The organism is Quadrisphaera sp. DSM 44207 (assembly GCF_900101335.1).
Classification (GTDB): Bacteria; Actinomycetota; Actinomycetes; order Actinomycetales; family Quadrisphaeraceae; genus DSM-44207.
On sequence record NZ_FNKA01000001.1, the window covers coordinates 543342 to 557896 of the forward strand.

The 14555-nt window shown below is 77.3% G+C and carries 15 protein-coding genes; all 15 read right to left on the bottom strand.

Annotation, left to right across the window (positions count from 1 at the left end; all coding sequences use genetic code 11):
* Positions 1 to 24 precede the first annotated feature (24 nt).
* The 15 genes from BLS82_RS02530 to BLS82_RS02605 all read right to left on the bottom strand — a co-directional run bounded on the left by BLS82_RS02530 (position 25) and on the right by BLS82_RS02605 (position 14456).
* Positions 25 to 1281 (bottom strand): beta-ketoacyl synthase N-terminal-like domain-containing protein, encoded by a 1257-nt coding sequence (locus BLS82_RS02530; protein WP_092861287.1) that lies wholly within the window; start codon positions 1279 to 1281, stop codon positions 25 to 27.
* Positions 1278 to 2561, bottom strand: coding sequence for a beta-ketoacyl-[acyl-carrier-protein] synthase family protein (locus BLS82_RS02535; RefSeq protein ID WP_143028719.1), 1284 nt, complete (start codon positions 2559 to 2561; stop codon positions 1278 to 1280). The genes BLS82_RS02530 and BLS82_RS02535 overlap by 4 nt, the downstream gene beginning before the upstream one ends.
* Positions 2558 to 2944 carry a cupin domain-containing protein gene (locus BLS82_RS15975; protein WP_369811038.1) on the bottom strand — a complete coding sequence of 129 codons (387 nt, stop codon included), beginning with the start codon at positions 2942 to 2944 and terminating at the stop codon, positions 2558 to 2560. Before BLS82_RS15975 ends, BLS82_RS02535 begins: the two co-directional genes overlap by 4 nt.
* Positions 2945 to 3048: 104 nt before the next feature.
* Positions 3049 to 3498 (bottom strand): SRPBCC family protein, encoded by a 450-nt coding sequence (locus BLS82_RS02545; RefSeq protein ID WP_369811039.1) that lies wholly within the window; start codon positions 3496 to 3498, stop codon positions 3049 to 3051.
* Positions 3499 to 3560: 62 nt separating this feature from the next.
* Complete coding sequence (locus BLS82_RS02550) at positions 3561 to 3902, bottom strand: acyl carrier protein (RefSeq protein ID WP_092861291.1); 342 nt, start codon at positions 3900 to 3902, stop codon at positions 3561 to 3563.
* Positions 3899 to 5257, bottom strand: a complete 1359-nt coding sequence (locus tag BLS82_RS02555) for an acetyl-CoA carboxylase biotin carboxylase subunit (protein ID WP_092861293.1) — start codon at positions 5255 to 5257, stop codon at positions 3899 to 3901. Before BLS82_RS02555 ends, BLS82_RS02550 begins: the two co-directional genes overlap by 4 nt.
* A gap of 4 nt (positions 5258 to 5261) precedes the next feature.
* A complete protein-coding gene (accB, locus tag BLS82_RS02560) occupies positions 5262 to 5834 on the bottom strand; it encodes an acetyl-CoA carboxylase biotin carboxyl carrier protein (protein WP_218123468.1) in 573 nt (190 codons plus the stop codon).
* Complete coding sequence (locus BLS82_RS02565) at positions 5831 to 7543, bottom strand: acetyl-CoA carboxylase carboxyltransferase subunit alpha (RefSeq protein ID WP_092861295.1); 1713 nt, start codon at positions 7541 to 7543, stop codon at positions 5831 to 5833. Before BLS82_RS02565 ends, accB begins: the two co-directional genes overlap by 4 nt.
* Complete coding sequence (locus tag BLS82_RS02570) at positions 7540 to 7950, bottom strand: TcmI family type II polyketide cyclase (protein WP_092861297.1); 411 nt, start codon at positions 7948 to 7950, stop codon at positions 7540 to 7542. The genes BLS82_RS02565 and BLS82_RS02570 overlap by 4 nt, the downstream gene beginning before the upstream one ends.
* Positions 7951 to 8394: 444 nt before the next feature.
* Positions 8395 to 9375 (bottom strand): sulfurtransferase, encoded by a 981-nt coding sequence (locus BLS82_RS02575; RefSeq protein WP_092861299.1) that lies wholly within the window; start codon positions 9373 to 9375, stop codon positions 8395 to 8397.
* Positions 9368 to 10030, bottom strand: coding sequence for a response regulator transcription factor (locus BLS82_RS02580; protein ID WP_143028720.1), 663 nt, complete (start codon positions 10028 to 10030; stop codon positions 9368 to 9370). Before BLS82_RS02580 ends, BLS82_RS02575 begins: the two co-directional genes overlap by 8 nt.
* Positions 10031 to 10233: 203 nt before the next feature.
* A complete protein-coding gene (locus BLS82_RS15175; RefSeq protein ID WP_143028721.1) occupies positions 10234 to 10821 on the bottom strand; it encodes a response regulator transcription factor in 588 nt (195 codons plus the stop codon).
* 580 nt (positions 10822 to 11401) lie between these two features.
* Positions 11402 to 12235 (bottom strand): glycosyltransferase, encoded by an 834-nt coding sequence (locus BLS82_RS02595; protein ID WP_092861306.1) that lies wholly within the window; start codon positions 12233 to 12235, stop codon positions 11402 to 11404.
* Positions 12232 to 13203, bottom strand: coding sequence for a glycosyltransferase (locus BLS82_RS02600; RefSeq protein ID WP_092861308.1), 972 nt, complete (start codon positions 13201 to 13203; stop codon positions 12232 to 12234). Before BLS82_RS02600 ends, BLS82_RS02595 begins: the two co-directional genes overlap by 4 nt.
* 161 nt (positions 13204 to 13364) lie before the next feature.
* Positions 13365 to 14456: a cell wall-binding repeat-containing protein gene (locus BLS82_RS02605; RefSeq protein ID WP_092861310.1), complete on the bottom strand. Its 1092-nt coding sequence runs from the start codon at positions 14454 to 14456 to the stop codon at positions 13365 to 13367.
* Positions 14457 to 14555 lie beyond the last annotated feature (99 nt).

The window sequence follows — 14555 nt, forward strand, 5'->3', positions numbered from 1 at the left end:
GGACGGTGCGCACCCCGGCACCGCTCACGCGGTCCCCTCGGGCACCCAGCGGCGCAGCACCATCGAGCTGTTGAAGCCGCCCAGGCCGCGGGCGTTGACGAGCACCACCTCGACGCGGCCCTCCCGGGCCTCGCGCACGAGCTCGAGCCCGGCGGCCGGGACCGGCTCGTGCAGGTTGCCGACGGCGGGCAGCACGCCGTCGCGGATGCTCAGCAGCGCGGTGGCCGCGGACAGCGCCGAGCCGCCGACGCTGAGCCGGCCGACCAGGCCCTGGGGCGCGGCCACGGGCACCGGGGTCGTGCGGGCGCCGAAGACCTCCTGCAGCGCCCGCACCTCCACGGCGTCGAGCGCGGGCACGCCCGCGGCGTCCGCGATCACCAGGTCGACGTCGTCGGGGGTGACCCCCGCGTCGGCCAGGGCCCGGCCCATCGCCCGCGCGAGCTGGCGCGAGTCCGTGGCCGGCGCGGTCACCGACTCCGCGTCGTGGGTGGCCGCGTAGCCGGCGACCTCCCCGTACACCTGCGGGGCGCCGCGCTCGAGCGCGGCGGCGGCGTCCTCGACCACGAGCACCGCGCCGCCCTCGCCGGGCGCGTAGCCGTCGGCGCGCACGTCGAAGGGCCGGTAGCCCTCCGCCGCCGTGGTGCCGGGCGTCAGCCGGCCCCCGACCGCCTGGCAGGCGAGCGCGTACGGGGACAGGCCGGCCTCGGTGCCCCCGGCGAGCACGGTCGGCGTGCCGCGGCGCACCACCCGCCGGGCGTGGCCGATGCTGTCCAGGCCGCCGGCGCCCTCGCTGACCAGCACGCTGGCCGGGCCCTTGGTGCCGTGCCAGATCGACGCCTGGCCGGTGCTGGCGGCGTAGAACCACGCGATCGACTGGTAGGTGGTGACGGCCTTCGGGCCGCGCCCGTACAGGCCCGTCATCTCCCGCTGGCCGAACTCGTTGCCGCCCGAGCCCGCGGCCAGGGCCACGGACGTCGCGTACGGGTCGTGCTCGGCCGGGTCGTACGCCGCGTCGGCGAGCGCCATCCGGCTGGCGGCCAGCGACATCCACGTCCAGCGGTCGGTCTGCACGAGCAGGCGCTCGTCGACGTGGTCCTCGGGCTTGAAGCCGTCGACCTGCCCGCCGAGGGTGACGCCGCAGGTGGTGGTGTCCCACCCCTCCACGGGCCGCACGCGCACCTGCCCGGCGCGCACGGTGGCCCAGTGCTCCTGGGTGCCGATCCCGCTGGGGGCGATGACGCCGAGCCCGGTGACGACCGCGCGGCCGCCGGCCCGGCTCACCGGGAGCCCCGCTCGGGGTCGACGAGCAGGATCGCGGACTGGAAGCCCCCGAACCCGCTGCCGACGGACAGCGCGACGTCGGTGCGGTGGTCCCGCGCGGTCTTCGGCACGTAGTCCAGGTCGCACTCCGGGTCGCGGTTCTCCAGGTTCGCCGTCGGCGGGACGGCGTCGTGCTCGACGGCGAGGGCGCAGGCGGCGACCTCGATGGAGCCGATGGCGCCGAGCGAGTGCCCGACCATCGACTTGATCGAGCTCATCGGTGTCTCGTACGCGTGCTGGCCGAGGCTGCGCTTGACCGCCGCGGTCTCGTGCCGGTCGTTCTGCTTGGTGCCCGAGCCGTGCGCGTTGACGTAGTCCACGGCGTCCGGGTCCAGCCGGCCCTGGCGCAGGACCTCGTCGATGGCGGCGCTCATCTCCACCCCGTCGGGGCGCAGGCCCGTCATGTGGAAGGCGTTGCAGCGGTTCGCGAAGCCGGCGACCTCGGCGTAGACGTGCGCGCCCCGGGCGCGGGCGTGCTCGTACTCCTCGACCACCATCACGGCCCCGCCCTCGCCCATGACGAACCCGTCGCGGGTGGCGTCGAAGGGCCGGGAGGCGGACTCGGGGCTGTCGTTGCGCGCCGACGTGGCCCGGATGGCGTCGAAGCACGCCACCGAGATCGGCGAGATCGGGGCGTCGCTGGCGCCGGCGATGACGACGTCGGCGTCCCCGTCCTCGATCAGCTGCAGGGCGTACCCGATCGCGTCGATGCCCGAGGTGCAGCCCGTGGACATCACCGAGGCGGGGCCGTGGGCCCTGTAGCGGACGGCGAGCTCGGCGGCGCCGCTGCTGGGCACGAGCGCCTGGGAGAGGAACCGGCTGCCGTAGGCCGGGTCCACGACCCAGTTGCGGCCGCCGTCGGTGACCCGCACGTACTCGTCCTCCAGGCGCATGGTGGCGCCGACCGCGCTGCCGAGGCTGATCGACAGCCGGTCGTGGTCCACGCCGGTGCCCGAGTCCAGGTCGAGGCCGCTGTCGGCCACGGCCTCGTCCGCGGCCACCATCGCGAACTGCACGAAGCGGTCGGTGCGCGCGACCTCCTGGGGGGTCAGCCCCCGGGCGCGGGGGTCGAAGTCGACCTCGGCCGCGATCTGCGAGCGGAAGCCCGAGGCGTCGAAGAAGGAGATCCGCCGGGTCGCGGTGCGCCCGTCGAGGAGCATCTGCCAGAACGCGTCGCGGGTGGGGCCCCCGGGGGCGACGACCCCGATGCCGGTGACGACGGCGCGGCGACCACCGATCACGAGGCGGCCCCCGGCAGTGCCTCGGTGTCGACGTGGCCCAGCCGCGGCTGGGGGGCCAGCGGCGAGAGGGAGAAGACGGCGAACGCCGGCAGCTCGGTGTCGTTGACGAGGCGGTGGCGCACCCCGATCGGGATGCACACGCCCTGCTGGGCGGCCAGCGTCCTCGGCTCGCCGTCGAGGCGCACGGTGATCTCGCCGCTGACGCAGAGGAGGAACTCCTCCGAGTACGGGTGCCAGTGCTCCGTGACGGCCTCGCCCGGCTGCAGGGTGAGGGTGCCCATGAACCCGGTCGTGGACCCGCAGGTCGACGGCGCGAGCACGGTGCGCACGTCGCCGCCGCGCCGGCGGTTGGCCGGCACCTGCGTCGCGTCCACGGTGGGGATGCTGGCGGGGGCGGGCGCCTGCGCCTGGTGGCGCTGCACCACGTCCGGCGGCGAGCCCACGTCGGGCAGGTCGGTGGTGCTCTTCGGCTGGTCGACGTGCGTGGTCACGAACTGCTCCTGCTCTCGGCGGTGCCGCCGGCGAGGCTGCCGGCGGGGCTGGCCGAGGCGCGCGCTGCGGCCTCGACCTTCTCGCGGATCACGGCCATCTGGACGGCGGTGTTGGCGTCGATGCGCGCCGTCATGCCCTCCGTGTCGATGGGCGCGTCGGGCTTCATCGCGAAGTCCTGCACCCAGCGCATGGCCACGCCCCGCCCGGTGTCCTCGTAGGTCCAGCGGATGTCCATGTGGTCGAACGGGCCGGTCTCCACGCGGCGGGCGACGACCTCGCGGGTGGCGGGGTCCGCGGTGCGCTCGGAGACCCAGGACCACACGCGGCCCTGCTCGTCCGGGTGCATGGTCAGCCGGAAGCGCACCGTGTTGCCGGAGCGCTCGAGCACCTCGGCGGTGGCGTACTCGGTGAACAGCTGCGGCCAGGACTCCACGTCGTTCGTCATGTCCCACACGACGTCCAGGGGGGCGTCGATGAGGACGGTGTTGTCGACGTGCCCCGCGCCGCTCACGCGGACGCCCCGCTGGCGGCGGCCTCGTTGACGGAGGCGACGAGCTCGCCGACGACGGCGTCCTCGGCGCGGGTGGACTCCCCCGGCTCCACGCCGTAGCGCTGCTGCAGCTCGGTCTGCAGCTGCAGCACGGCGAGGGAGTCCAGGCCGAGGTCGCTGAGGGTGGCGGAGGTGTCGTCGGTGCGGGCGCTGGAGGGCAGGCCGACCGAGCGGACCAGCAGGTCCATCAGGTCGGACGCGGTGAACGGGGCGGTGGCCATGGGGTGCTCCTCGGTGGTGGGGTCGTGCTGGTCTGCGGTGGGGTCGTGCTGGTTCGCGGGGTGGGTCGGGAGGCTCACGCGGTCAGCTCCGGCAGGTGCTGGTCGAGGAAGCCGGTGTGGTGCTCCCCGGCGCGGAAGACCTCCGAGCGCAGCAGCGCCTGGTGCAGCTCGCGGGTGGTGGCCACGCCGCGGCCCTCGATCCGCAGCTCCGCCAGGGCGCGCTGCATGCGGGTCAGCGCCTGCTCGCGGTCGGGCGCCCAGACGACCACCTTGGCGAGCAGGGAGTCGTAGTGGGGGGTCACGCGCGAGCCGGCCGTGTACCCGGCGTCCACGCGCACCCCGGGCCCGCCGGGCAGCTCGACGACGTCGAGCAGGCCCGCCGTGGGCGCGAAGGCCCGGCGCGGGTCCTCGGCGTTGATGCGGCACTCGATGGCCGCGCCGGTGACCACGACGTCCTCCTGCTTGACCCCGAGGGGCTCGCCGGCGGCGATGCGGATCTGCTCGCGCACGAGGTCCACGCCGGTGACGACCTCCGTGACGGGGTGCTCGACCTGGATCCGGGTGTTGACCTCCATGAAGGCGGCCCGCCCCTGGGGGTCGACGATGAACTCGAACGTCCCCGCGCCCGTGTAGTCCACGGCCAGGGCGCCCTCGAGGGCGACGGCGCCGAGCGCGGCCCGCTGGTCGGGGTCGAGCGAGGTGGCGGGGGCCTCCTCGATGAGCTTCTGGTGGCGCCGCTGCACCGAGCAGTCCCGCTCCCCCAGGTGCACGCCGTTGCCGTAGTTGTCCACGAGCACCTGGACCTCCACGTGCCGGGCCCGCTCCAGGTAGCGCTCGACGTAGACGCTGCTGTCGCGGAAGACGGCGTGCGCGGTGCGGCGGGTGCTCGTGTAGGCCTCCGCGAACGACGCGGCGTCGCGCACGACGGTGATGCCGCGCCCCCCGCCGCCCGCGACCGCCTTGACGACCACGGGGTAGCCGATCTCGTCGGCCAGCGCGGCGCCCTCCTCCACGGTGGGGACGGGGTCGACCGCGCCGGGCAGCAGCGGCAGGCCCGCGGCCGCCATGAGGGAGCGGGCGGTGGCCTTGTTGCCCAGGCGGCTCATCACCTCCGGGCGCGGGCCGATGAAGACGATGCCCGCGTCGGCGCACACCTCGGCGAAGTCCGGGTCCTCGGAGAGGAACCCGTAGCCGGGGTGGATCGCCTCCGCGCCGGTCTGGCGCGCCGCCTCGATGATGTTGGGGATGTTCAGGTAGCTGTGCCGCGAGGGGCCGGGGCCGATCTGCACGGCCTCGTCGGCGAGCCGCACGAACGGCGCGTCGCGGTCGGCCGTGGAGTGCACGGCCACGACCTCGATCCCGAGCTCGCGGCACGCGCGCGCGATCCGCACCGCGATCTCGCCGCGGTTGGCGATGAGCACCTTGGAGAACACGTCCTCACCCCACCCCGACGGCCGGGGTCGCGGCGCCAGGCACCTGCGGCCCGGGACGCACCCGCACCAGCGGCTGCTCGAACTCCACCGCCTGGGCGTCGCCGACGAGCAGCTCGACGACCTCGCCCTCGACGTCGGAGAGGATCGGGTTCATCAGCTTCATGGCCTCGACGATCCCGAGCGCCTGGCCGACGGCGACGACGTCGCCGACGGAGACGAACGGCTCGGCCCCCGGCGAGGGCGAGCGGTAGAAGGTGCCGACGAGCGGGGCGCGCACCACGTGCCCGTCCGCGTCCTCGTCGACCGCCACGGCGTCCTCGGCCACCAGGGCGGGCGCGCTCGCCGCGCCGGGCGCGGCCGGCGCACCGGCCGGCGCGGTGCCCGCGGGCGGGCCGGCCGGCTCGTGCCAGTCGACCTCGACGGCCGCCTCGCCGCGGCGGACGGCGATGCGGCGCAGCGGGCCGCGCAGGCTGCGGGCGAGCGAGACGGCCTGCTCGCACAGCTCGGCGAGGTCGTCCGGCTGCGGGTCGGCCGTGCGGGCGGCCGGCAGGCGCGAGGGCTGGGGCGAGGCGCTCACGCGGACCACCTCGCCGGGCCGGCGCCGACGGCGCGCAGGCGGGCGCTGCGGCGGCGCACGAGCTCGTCCGGGTCCAGCTCCTCCAGGGCCGCGAGCTCCTCCAGGACGGCGGCGCGCACGATCGCGGCCGCCGTGACCGGGTCGGCGTGGGCACCGCCGGGGGGCTCGGCCAGGACGCCGTCCGCGACGCCGAGGCGCACGAGGTCGCCCGCCGTCAGGCGCAGCGCCCGCGCCGCCTCCGCGGCGGCGCCCGCGGTGCGCCACAGGATCGCCGCGCACCCCTCGGGGCTGATGACGGAGAAGAACGCGTTCTCCAGCAGCAGCAGGCGGTCGGCGGTGGCGAGGGCCAGGGCCCCGCCGCTGCCGCCCTCGCCCGTGACGACGCTGACGACCGGCACCCGCAGGCGCGCGGAGCGGGCGATGAGCTCCGCGATCGCGCCGGCCTGGCCGCGCTCCTCCGCCGCCACGCCCGGGTAGGCGCCGGGGGTGTCGACGAGCGTGACGACGGGCACGCCGAGCCGCTCGGCCAGGGCGAACAGTCGCAGCGCCTTGCGGTAGCCCTCCGGGTGCGGCATCCCGAAGTTGCGGGCGACCAGCTCGCGGGTGTCGTGGCCCTTCTGGTGGCCCACGACGACGACCGTGCGCCCCCCGATGGAGGCGAGGCCGCCCACGATCGCCGGGTCGTCGGCGAGGGCGCGGTCCCCGTGCAGCTCCACGACGTCGTCGAACGCCGTCGCGAGGTAGTCCGTCGCCGTCGGCCGGCCCGGGTGGCGGGCCTCGCGCACGACGTCCCACGGGTCGCGCCCGTCGGGGCCCGGCTCGCGGCGCGGCGCCGGCCCGGTCTCCGGCCCGGTCTCCGCCGCGGCGGCCTGGGCCTTGGCGCGGGCGGCGGGGTCCGCGGCGGCCGCGGACAGGGCCAGCAGGCGCACGAGCACGGGGCGCAGCTGGTCGCGCGTCTCCACCCGGTCGACCAGCCCGTGCGAGAGGAGGGACTCGGCGACCTGGAACCGCTCGGGCAGCGGCTGCGGCACGGTCTGGCGGATGACGCGGGGCCCGGCGAAGCCGACGAGGGCCCCGCTCTCGGCGACGAGGACGTCGCCGAGGGTGGCGAAGGACGCCGTCACGCCGCCGAACGTCGGGTCCGTCAGGACGCACACCGACAGCAGGCCGGCCTCGCGCAGCACCGCCATCGCCTGGCTGGTCTTGGCCATCTGCAGCAGGGAGACCGCGCCCTCCTGCATGCGCGCGCCGCCGGAGGCGGTGACGACGACCAGGGGCAGGCGCCGCTCCAGCGCGTGGTCGACGGCGCTGGCCACCGCCTCGCCCACGGCGGCGCCCATGCTGCCGCCGAGGAAGTCGAAGTCCATGACGGCCAGGACGGCCGGGTGCCCGCCGAGCGTCGCGGCCCCGACGACCGCGCCCTCGACCTCGCCGGTGGCGGCGCGCGCCGCGCGCAGCCGGTCGGGGTAGGCCTGGGAGTCGGTGAAGCCCAGCGGGTCGTCCGCGGGCGGCTCGACGGTCAGCTCCTCGAAGCTGCCCGGGTCGGCGAGCTGCGCGATCCGGGCGCGCGCGCCGAGGCGGCCGTGGTGGCCGCACTCGTGGCAGACGCCGAGCTCGCGCGAGAGGCGGCGGCCGTAGAGCAGCCGGCCGCAGGCCGTGCAGCGCACCCACTCGCTGTCGGTGGTCGTGCGCGTCGAGAGCGTGCTCACGCGAGCACCTCCGGCCCCGAGCCGGGACGGTAGGTGTAGAAGCAGCGCGCCTGCGCGTCGGCCGGCGAGCGCCACGTCGCCAGGTACGGCGAGATGTGCGGCTGGAGCTGGGCGCTGACGTCGCGGAAGCCGGGCAGGCCCACCGCCACCGCCATCGCCTCCTCGGCGCTGCGGTCGAACTCCACCAGGTGCACGTAGGCGTCGCCGAGGCTGTACAGCGAGCGCTCGGTGACGCCGAGCTGCTGGGGCAGGTCGGTGCGGTCCGACTCGGCGAAGACCCGGGCGACGTCGGGCTCGGCGCCCGGGGCGATCCGGGCGACGATCACGGTGCGGGATCCGGTGCGGGATCCGGCACCGCTGGTGCCGGCGCTGGTGCCGGCGCTGCCGACGGCGCTGCCTCGACGCATGGGGGGTCCTCCTCGTAGCCGGGTGGTCGCCGGCCGCAGGCCCCGGGTTCGGGCCCCTGCCGGGTCCGGCACCCCGAGGCTCGCCAGCGCCGTGGGGGCCCGTCAACCGGGAGGAGGGCCCCTCGCACGGGTGCGTCACGGCCCTGCGGACGGGGCGTCACAGGACTGACACAGACACTGTCGCGGTGCTGCCGGGCCTGCGGCGGGGGCCTGACCGTGCGAACACGCGTCCTGGCAGGTCAGAGGCGGGTCAGCGGGTGTCGGCGAGGTGTCGGCGAGGTGGCTGGCAGGGGTGCGCGCAGGGGTGCTCGCAGAGGTGCGCGGGGTGCTCGGAGGTGCGCAGGAGGGCGCGCCGAGGACGTGGGGGCGCGTGGGGCGAGGACCCGCCGTGGAGCGAGGACCCGTCGCCGCACCCCGCGCGGCGGCCTGCCGCGCGCGCCGGGCTCAGTCGCGGGTGACGGGGACGTCGAGGAGGGCGCCGTACTCCGCCCAGCCGCCGACGTAGTGGCGCACGCGGGGGTGCTCCAGCAGCCCGGCCAGGGCGAACCACAGCGTCGCGCTGCGCTCGGGCGTGCGGCAGTACAGCGCGACGTCCGTCGTGGCGGAGACGCCGCGGGAGGCGAAGAGCTGGTGCAGCTCCTCGCGGCTGCGGAAGCGGGTGTCGCGCAGCAGGAGCGCGGACGGCAGGCTGCGGGCGCCGGGGATCCGGCCGCTGACCCGGTGCCGCTCGACGGCGACGTCGAGGCGGTGGTGGGCGCGCCCGCGGTACTCCTCCGGGGTGCGGCAGTCGATGAGCAGGGTGCCGTCGCGGGAGCCGACGTAGCGGGCGAGCAGCTCGTCGCGGCCCACCGCCGCCCACGGGTCGCGGCCGGGGCTGGTGTAGCGGCCGACGCGGCGGGCGGTGGGCACGCGCGTCTGCAGCGGGTGGCCGGCGCGCACCCACGCCAGCATGCCGCCGTCCAGGACGCTGACGCGCGGGTGGCGGTACAGGCGCATGAGCCAGTAGGCGAACGTGGAGTGGTCGCGGTCCTCGTGGGCCGTGGCCGAGTAGAGGACGACGTGGTCGTCCGTCGTGACGCCCCGGCTCTGCATGAGCTCCTCGAAGTGCTCGCGCGTGATGGGACCGCGCCGCACCTGCTCGTACAGGTCGTCGTAGGTGGCCACCGGCAGGGCGCCGGGCAGGTGCACGTCGTAGTAGGACGCCGAGTCGTCGTCGACCTGCAGCAGCACCACCTCGTCGTGGTGCTCGGCCAGCCACGCGGCGTCCACCAGCGGGGGCACCCCGTCGGGCCCGCAGCGCGGGCCGGACGGCGCGCCCGAGGGCCCCGGCGGCTGCGGCGGGTCCAGCAGGTCCGACAGGTCCGGCAGGTCGGGCGGGTCCGGCAGGCGGGCCCCGGGCGCGCCGCCCGGGGGTTGCTCACTCATCGAGCAGGCCCCACCGCTCCGCGCGCAGCAGGGCGTCGGTGCGGCTGGCGGCGCCGAGGCGGGCGTAGGTCTTGGACAGCAGGCGGTACATCTCGCGCTCGGAGTACGCCGCGTACTGCGCGAGGACCGCGACGGTGACGCCCCGGCCCAGCTGGCGCAGCCAGCCCAGCTCGCGCGGCTCGAGCTGGGGGGCCGCGGCCAGCGGCGACGGCTCGCACAGGGCGCGGGCCACGTGCTCGGGCAGGACGATGCGCCCCGCGGCGGCCGAGCGCACGGTCTCCACCGCGAGGTCGAGGTCGGCGCCGGTGTGCAGCACGCCCACGGCGCCGCGGCGCACCGCGGTGACGAACGTCTCCAGCGACTCCTCCTCGGTGACCTCCACGACGGCGAGCGCGCCGCCGTCCCGGGAGGCGAGGGCCAGGACGGGCTCGGCGCGCTCGTCCGGGACGACGACGAGCGCGGCGCCGTCCACGGGCAGGGCGTCGGCGAGGGCGTCGGGCAGGGCGCCGGCCATGTCCTGGCCGTCCAGGAGGAGCACGGGGCCGACGCCGGCGGCGCTCAGGGCCTCCTGCAGGCCGTGGCCGTACAGCTCGGGCAGCCCGGCCAGCACGACGCGCCGCGACGGTGAGGAGGACCGCTCCTCGGGGACCTCCACCTGCACCGCCTCGGGCTGGACGACGTCTGACGGCAGCCGCGGCCTCGCGAGCACCTGAACCATGACCACCTCTCGAGACAGTGACCGCAGGCACATGGGGTGTCAAGTCGAATCAACGCTGCGTGACACCGCATCGTCGGCGTGCGAGAGCCCGGCGGCCGAGGCGCTCGCGCCGCGGCGGCGCGGGCCTCGGCCGGCGGTGCTCAGCGGGGGTCGGCGAGCAGGCCCGAGCGCTGGGCCGTGAACAGCGCCTCGGTGCGGTTCTTGGCGCCGAGGCGCCGGTAGACGCTGCCCAGGAGGCGGTACATCTCCCGCTCCGAGTAGGAGGAGCGCTGGGCGAGCTCGGCGACGGTCACGCCGGCGGCGATCTGGCGCAGCCAGGAGCGCTCGCGCTCGGACAGCTGCGGGGCCGGCTGGGTGTGCAGCGGCCGGCACAGGGAGCGCACCACGGCCGGCGGCAGCAGCGTCAGCCCGCGGGCGGCGCCGCGCAGGACGGCGACGACCTCGGGCAGGCGCGCCCTCGGGTGCACGAAGCTGCGGGCCCCCGCCCGCAGGCCCGTCAGGTAGCTGCTCGGCCGGTCGTCGCGCAGCAGCAGCACCAGCTCGACGCGGCGCCGCCGGCCGTCGAGGGCCGCCAGCGCCCGGGTCCCGAGCTCCTGGGGGACGACGAGCAGGCACGTCGCGCCGTCGCCGGCGGCGGCCTCGAGCTCCTCCAGGTCGGGAACCAGGGCGCTGCGCATGCCGCTGTGCGCCAGCGCCGAGCACAGCCCGTGGCCGTAGACCGGGGCCACGCCCGTGATGAGGACGAGGGGCGCGGCGGCGTCCGGCGCTGGGAGCGACGGCTGCGGCGGTGCCGAGGGCAGCGGCTGAGCCGAGGGCTGCGGCGGTGCCGAGGGCAGCGGCTGAGCCGAGGGCTGCGGCCGCGCCGGGCGGGACGCCGGACGCGGCGGCGAGCGCAGCGGCGAGCGCTGCGACGGGCGCGGCGGCTGCGGCGGCGCCGAGCGCTGCGGCACCACCGAGGGCGGCGCGGTCCCTCGCGTCAGAGGGCGCGGTGGCGCGGGTGAGAGTGACGACTGGTCCACGAGCACGGTCCCCCCGGCGGCTGCGTCCTGAGTCGGAGAGCCCACCGTCATCAAACGGACACTCGGTGTCAACCGGACAAAAGACCCGTGGAGCTGCCGCGGCGGGGACGCGGCACGAACCTGCCGAGGGCTGTCAGGCTCGACGCCGCCGCGGCAGCCGTCCCCGACGTCGGCGGCGTCCCCGCCGTCGTCGAGGGGGTCGCGGTCGTCGACGGGGTCGCCGTCGTCCGCGGGGTCGCGCCGGCACCCGCGGGGTCGCGCCGGCACCCGCGGGGTCGCGCCGGCCGCCCTACGGGCGGGGTCGCGGCCCGCGGGTGAACACCGCCCGGTAGGCCAGGCGGCGCAGGCCCACCGGCACCGCCCGGTAGCCGCCGCGCACCACGAGGTTGCGCACGAACTGCGCCCCGGTCGTGAAGCCCTCCTCGTGCAGGTGCCGCTGCAGCGCCACCTCCGAGCGCAGCAGGCGCAGCCCGCCGCGGCGCGCGTACGAGCCGGCCCCGACGCGGTAGCGCACGAGCGGCTCGGCGACGTTCGCCGTGCGGGCCCCGCTGGCGATCATGCGGGCGAACAGCCAGTAGTCCTCGAGCAGCGGCAGCTCGCGGTAGCCGCCGGCGCGCGCGACCGCGGAGCGCCGGTAGACCACCGTCGGGTGGTTGAAGGGGCTGTGGAAGCGGGCGCGGGCCGCGATCGCCTCGTGGGTCAGCGGCGGGGTGCGCACGGCGAGCACCTCGGTCTCGTCGTGCGCGAACTCCACCAGCGCCGACCCGACGACGTCCGCGCCGGCCTCGACCACCGGCAGCTGCACCGCGAAGCGGTGCGGGGCGCTGACGTCGTCGGCGTCCATGCGCGCCACGACGTCGTGCCGGCACGCCGCGAGGCCGGCCTCCAGCGCCAGCGCGAGGCCCCGGTTGCGCACCAGCGGCAGCACGGTCACCGGCACCGGGGAGGCGGCCACGAGGTCGGCGAGGCGGTCGGCGAGCTCCGCGGGCACCGGCCCGTCGCGCACGACGACGACCTCGGCGGGGCGCCGGGTCTGCTCCCGGACGGCGGAGGTGAAGGCCCGCTCCAGGAAGGCCGCGCGATCTCCCGCGTACACGGGCAGCAGCAGGGAGAACTCCGTCACCGGCCGGCGCCCGCCTCGACCGCGACCACGGCGGCGCTGACGGCGCCGAGCCCCTCGAGCACCTGCGACGTCGGGCGCGGGCGCCGGCGCAGGCCGTCCGCCAGCCCGCGGCGCAGGCCGGCGAGCAGCACCCGCGGCTGCGAGGAGCCGGCCAGGGTGCGGGCCCAGCGCAGCAGCGTCGACCCGCCGTACAGCGCCTTCTCCCACGGCGCCAGGCCCCCCGAGCGCGTGAAGAGCCAGACCTTGTTGCGCACCTCGAAGTAGAACCGGGGGCCGGGGTCGACGTCGGTGCCGCCGAACACCCGCGTCTCGTGGACGACGACGCTGGCCGGGCAGTGCAGGCCCGTGCGGGCGCGCAGCAGCCGGGTGGTGAACTCGAAGTCGTCGTTCCAGATGAAGTAGTCGGCCACCGGCAGGCCGTCGGCGCGCACGGCCTCGGCGTCGACGAGCAGGGAGACGAACGACGCCGAGCGCACGGGCACGGCACCGGCCGACGCGGCGCCCGCCCTCGCCGCCGCGCGGGCCAGCGGGCGCCGGCGCGGGGTGTTCATCGGGTGCTCGCGCCCGTCGTGCCAGACCACCCGGCTGGCCAGGACGGCGACCTCGCCGGGGTGGGCGTCGCGCGCGGCGAGCAGCTGCTCCAGCGCCGTCGGGGTGGGGACGGTGTCGTCGTCCATCAGCCACACCCAGTCGGCGGCGTGCTCAGTGATCGCGCGCGCCAGCCCGGCGGCGAACCCGCCGGCGCCGCCGGTGTTGCGCGGCAGCGCGACGACGTCGACCGGCACGGCGAGGTCGGCCGCGGCCCGGCGCGCGGCCTCGGCGGAGCCGTCGGAGGAGGCGTTGTCGAGGACGACGACGCAGTCGAGGGGGCGGGTCTGCGCGGCGAGGGCCTGCAGGACCCGCACGAGCAGCTCGCGCCGGTCGAAGGCGACGACCACGGCCACCACCCGCTCGCACGCCGCGCCCATGGCGCCCACCGTAGAGGGACCGCCCGCGCCGCGGCGGGCGCTCCGCCGCGACCCCCGCCGCGACCCCGGCGCCGCTCGGCTCCCGGCCTGCTCGCCCGCGGTGTCAGCACCGCGGCGCGCCCGCGGCCGCGCACGTGCCGGCGCGAGCGGCAGCGGCGGGCTCAGGCGCGCGCGGCGGCGTCCGCGGCCTCGAGGACGGCGTCCGGCACGGCGCCGGCGAGGCCGATGGCCGTCACCGAGGACGTCGCGGTGGCGGCCAGCGCCCCGGCGGTCTCACCGCTCAGCCCGCTCGGCGCGGTCAGGTACAGGGGGCGCTGCCGGCTGCCGGCGAGCGGCCCGCTGGCCAGGGCGTCGGGGAAGCGCACCCCGTTGACGAGGTAGCCCTGCGCCGCGTCGGCGAAGCCGAGCCCGAAGCCGGCGACGCCGCCCGGCCCGGTCGCGGCGCCGGCGCCGGCCTGCGGCGCGCTCGCCAGCGCCAGCAGCACGGCGGCGGTGTCGTAGCGGGTGGCGCCCGCGGCGACGACGACCTCGAGCCCGTCGGCGGCCAGGGCGTCGAGCACGCGGGAGGAGACCACCGCGCTGCCGCCGAGCACCACCACCTGGGCGATCCCGAGGTCGCGCAGCGCCGAGCGGGTGGCGTCGGGCAGGGCGTCGCGCGCGGTCAGCAGCAGCGGCACGCGCCCGGCGTAGGCCAGCGGCCCCGCGGACAGGCCGTCGGCGGGGTTGGTGCCGCTGGCCACGAGCGCGGTGCGGGCGGCGGGCGAGCCCGCGAGCAGCGCGCGGGGAGCGATGGAGGCCGCGCCGAGGCGGGCCGCGGCGGCCGCGGTGGCGTAGCGGTCACCGCCCTGCACGCGCACCACCTGCGCGCCGGGCAGCAGCTCGCGCAGGTGGTCCAGGACGGCGTCCGCGACGACGGCGGGCCCGCCCATGACGTGCACCGTGCGCCCCGCGCCCGCCCCGGCGCCCGCACCGGCGCTCGAGCCGCCGCCCGAGCCGCCGCCGCTCCCGCCGAGCAGCGCCGCCGCGGCGTCGCGGGTCGGGGCGGGCAGGCGGTCGCGCGCCGTCAGCAGCACCGGGGCGCCGACGTGGCCGGCGAGGAACGTCGCGCTCAGGGCGTCGATGCCGCCGGCCGCGTCCTCGCCGCTGGCCACGACGACGCCGGGCACGGCGCCGGCGGGCAGGTCCGCGGCGAACGCCTCCGCGACGAGGGCCGCCGTGGCGTAGCGGTCGCCGCCGCCGATCCGCCCGCTCACGAGGCGCTCACGAGGAGGCTCACGAGGAGCTCAGGAGGAGCTCACGAGGCGCTCGCGACGCGCCGTCCACCGCTGACATGCACAGATCGTCACATGTCA

Coding starts and splice junctions, on each gene's coding strand:
- BLS82_RS02545 (WP_369811039.1), bottom strand. CDS start 3,498: ATGACGAACGACGTGGAGTCCTGGCCGCAGCTGTTCACCGAGTACGCC.
- BLS82_RS02570 (WP_092861297.1), bottom strand. CDS start 7,950: ATGCGTCGAGGCAGCGCCGTCGGCAGCGCCGGCACCAGCGCCGGCACC.
- BLS82_RS02575 (WP_092861299.1), bottom strand. CDS start 9,375: ATGAGTGAGCAACCCCCGGGCGGCGCGCCCGGGGCCCGCCTGCCGGAC.
- BLS82_RS02600 (WP_092861308.1), bottom strand. CDS start 13,203: ATGGGCGCGGCGTGCGAGCGGGTGGTGGCCGTGGTCGTCGCCTTCGAC.